Source organism: Natrialba taiwanensis DSM 12281, assembly GCF_000337595.1.
Classification (GTDB): Archaea; Halobacteriota; Halobacteria; order Halobacteriales; family Natrialbaceae; genus Natrialba; species Natrialba taiwanensis.
The window spans coordinates 1-2,432 of the sequence record NZ_AOIL01000021.1 but is presented as its reverse complement, the minus strand read 5'-3'; the positions used below and the strand labels follow the sequence as shown (position 1 = coordinate 2,432).

Here is a 2,432-nt window from a genome sequence, read left to right as displayed (position 1 = left end):
CACTCAACGAGCTCACAACAGCGATTGATACAGCTATTGATCAGCTCTCGCTCCCGGAGACGAGCAATTATTTCTAACGTCTACTATAGGTCACGAAGGTTCGGTTCGCGATCTCCAACTGAGGTATAGACGAAAGGATTAGGACACGCCGAATCACCTTCAGACCATGACTGAAGAACTTGATACTGTGTTTATTCGGCACAGAATCAGCTGCACAGCAGGGGCTATTGAAGATCTGCATCAAGATGACCTGATTGCTGTTCACTATTCGAATACCCCAATTACCGCAGATCCCGACGAATGTGCGGCACGGTACGAGGAAACTGGAACGGAGAATCATCGAAAACTCGGTAATAAAATAGAGGTCCTCAAAGACTGGGCGGAATCTGGGGCTCTTGTGGGTGCCGACTACGGTTCTGGCAGTCTAAATCTTAAAGGTGGAATGAAGATTGGGTCTGTCAGGCAGCCAGATGACAGCTCTCAGGCCCACTTACTATTGATTGGATGTCGAGGGTCAGAATGTGTGGGACACCTAGAGGTACCAGTCGGTACAAGCGAGTCGGAGGTCCTCACCCGTGCTGAAGAGTCTTCCAGCTCTCTCTATGAACTATTCCAAAATATCGATGATATTGACGACGGCTATGTCTATACTGGCCTTCAACTTGAGGACTCTCGGTGGGTCTGGTATCGTGACTACCCGGTTCTTTCGGCAAAACTCCCCCGAGGAGCACTGGGCACTTGGGACAACGGGGATATGAAATACCTACAAGCAGCGTATAACGGCGCCACCACCCTTACCGAGATTTTGGGAAATCAGGCTAGCGCAGAAGAAAAAGCACGCTTCTTGGCACCGGGGCAACTCGAAACTGTTTGTCTCGAATATCTTCGACAGGAGTACACGCACTTCCTTCAGCTGTATAGCATCGGTGAAAACCTTCCGCCCGGTAGCGAATTGCGCGATATCGACATTCTCGGCCGGAGCCATCCTGGGGAAATGAGTATTGTCGCGCAGGTAACTCATGAAACGGATGCTGATGAACTGAATGACAAACTGACAAAGCTGGAAGGATATGCTCGTTCAACAACGAAAGCAAGGTTGCTATTCTTCGGACCGCGCGCTGGTTATGAGAACCCCGATGTGGTGATCCCTGAATCAGTGGAGTACATCTCAAACGGCGAGGTGTACACGAAGCTGGAACAACTCAAACCAGCACTCCTCGATGCAATGCTAACGGCCCCACCAGAAAACGAAGGAGAGTCTCCTCTATAATCTGTATCGACGGTTAATCAGCATCACCGGAGAGCTCCTCCCGATCGTTGTATCGCTCCAGTTCACGCCCGATTTTCTCGAGCGCCTCGACACCACGTTCGAGGAGCTGGTGGGTGGCTCGTGCCAGCCGAAGCGTCTCCATCAGTGTTCCCCCTCCGGGGGTTCGATGAGGTCGTTGCTCTCTTCGGCGAGTTCCCGGATTACCTGTTCCACGTCAGCATCCTCGGCAACCGTCCGATGTGCGAGCGGGGCAGGATATGCACGGTCGCCTTGGCTGCAGAGCACGACCAGCCACTCCTCGCTCCCATCCCCGAGTACGATGTAGTGGTCGCGATCAGCGCGCTGGAACACTCTTCGATCAGGGCGGGAGACGGCTCGCCAGTTCTCGGGGAGCGTCGGTGATGGCCGTCCACCGTCGGCGAGGGCGACGGCGTCGTCGGTAAGGGTCGCCATCGCGGTGTCGATCTCCTCGCCGGTGAGGTGCCAGCACGCCGCGGCACCGTCGCACTCCAGCTGCGAAACCACCTGATTCCGGAACGCGATGTAGTGCTCACGGGCGAACTGCTCATCGTCGTAGTAGTCGAGGAGGAGCGCGCACGCGAGCTGGGCGGGCCCGCTACCGCTGTACCCCCACTCGAACCCGCTCGGACTGTGGTTGACCAGGTCCAGACTGCGCTCGAGGGAGAGTCGCCGATGCTCCGAGAGGGTCAACACGACGGCTTGGCCGTCGACGCGGAAGCCGACGTATTCGACTGTGTCTCGGTGGGACTGATCAGGCGATGCGACTGGAACCGATTCCGAACTGGCCATAGGTACATTCCCGTTCATCGTTGCTCGCGGGCGGTTCGGTGACCCCCGCACCCCTCTCAGGGGTTCAACAAACAGGACGGCGCTGCGTTCGGCAACGTATTTGGCAGTTGCAACGTACTGTTCACATAATTGAGGATGGCTGTACTGGACGATCTCTCGGGGTTCGAGTTCGAGGACGTGATGGAGGACGTGTTCCGGAACCTCGGCTACGAGAACGTCCGCCAGGCCGACCGCACGGCTGACGAAGGTCGCGACGTCATCATGGAGGAGGTCGTCGACGGCACCCGGCGTGCGATCATCGTCGAGTGCAAGCACACGGGGACCTGTCTCTTATACACATCTCTGATGGCGC

General features: G+C 56.2%; 4 protein-coding genes. 2 read left to right on the top strand and 2 right to left on the bottom strand.

Annotated features, from left to right (window positions below):
* Positions 1-166: 166 nt before the first annotated feature.
* Positions 167-1,270: a hypothetical protein gene (locus C484_RS07830; RefSeq protein WP_049915149.1), complete on the top strand. Its 1,104-nt coding sequence runs from the start codon at positions 167-169 to the stop codon at positions 1,268-1,270.
* Between the two features lie 13 nt (positions 1,271-1,283).
* Here the strand turns inward: C484_RS07830 and C484_RS24595 are convergent, their stop codons facing one another.
* Together C484_RS24595 and C484_RS07825 are read right to left on the bottom strand one after the other, a co-directional pair.
* Entirely contained in the window at positions 1,284-1,412 is a 129-nt protein-coding gene (locus C484_RS24595) for a hypothetical protein (protein WP_006825413.1), read from the bottom strand.
* Positions 1,412-2,080, bottom strand: coding sequence for a DUF6166 domain-containing protein (locus tag C484_RS07825; protein WP_006825412.1), 669 nt, complete (start codon positions 2,078-2,080; stop codon positions 1,412-1,414). The genes C484_RS24595 and C484_RS07825 overlap by 1 nt, the downstream gene beginning before the upstream one ends.
* A gap of 135 nt (positions 2,081-2,215) precedes the next feature.
* Here C484_RS07825 and C484_RS07820 point away from each other — a divergent pair.
* The coding region (locus tag C484_RS07820; RefSeq protein WP_006825411.1) for a restriction endonuclease at positions 2,216-2,432 on the top strand (217 nt) is incomplete at its 3' end.

Bases quoted from the DNA above. Each gene is read 5' to 3' on its own strand.
- C484_RS07825 (WP_006825412.1), bottom strand. From the start codon at position 2,080: ATGGCCAGTTCGGAATCGGTTCCAGTCGCATCGCCTGATCAGTCCCAC.
- C484_RS24595 (WP_006825413.1), bottom strand. From the start codon at position 1,412: ATGGAGACGCTTCGGCTGGCACGAGCCACCCACCAGCTCCTCGAACGT.
- C484_RS07830 (WP_049915149.1), top strand. From the start codon at position 167: ATGACTGAAGAACTTGATACTGTGTTTATTCGGCACAGAATCAGCTGC.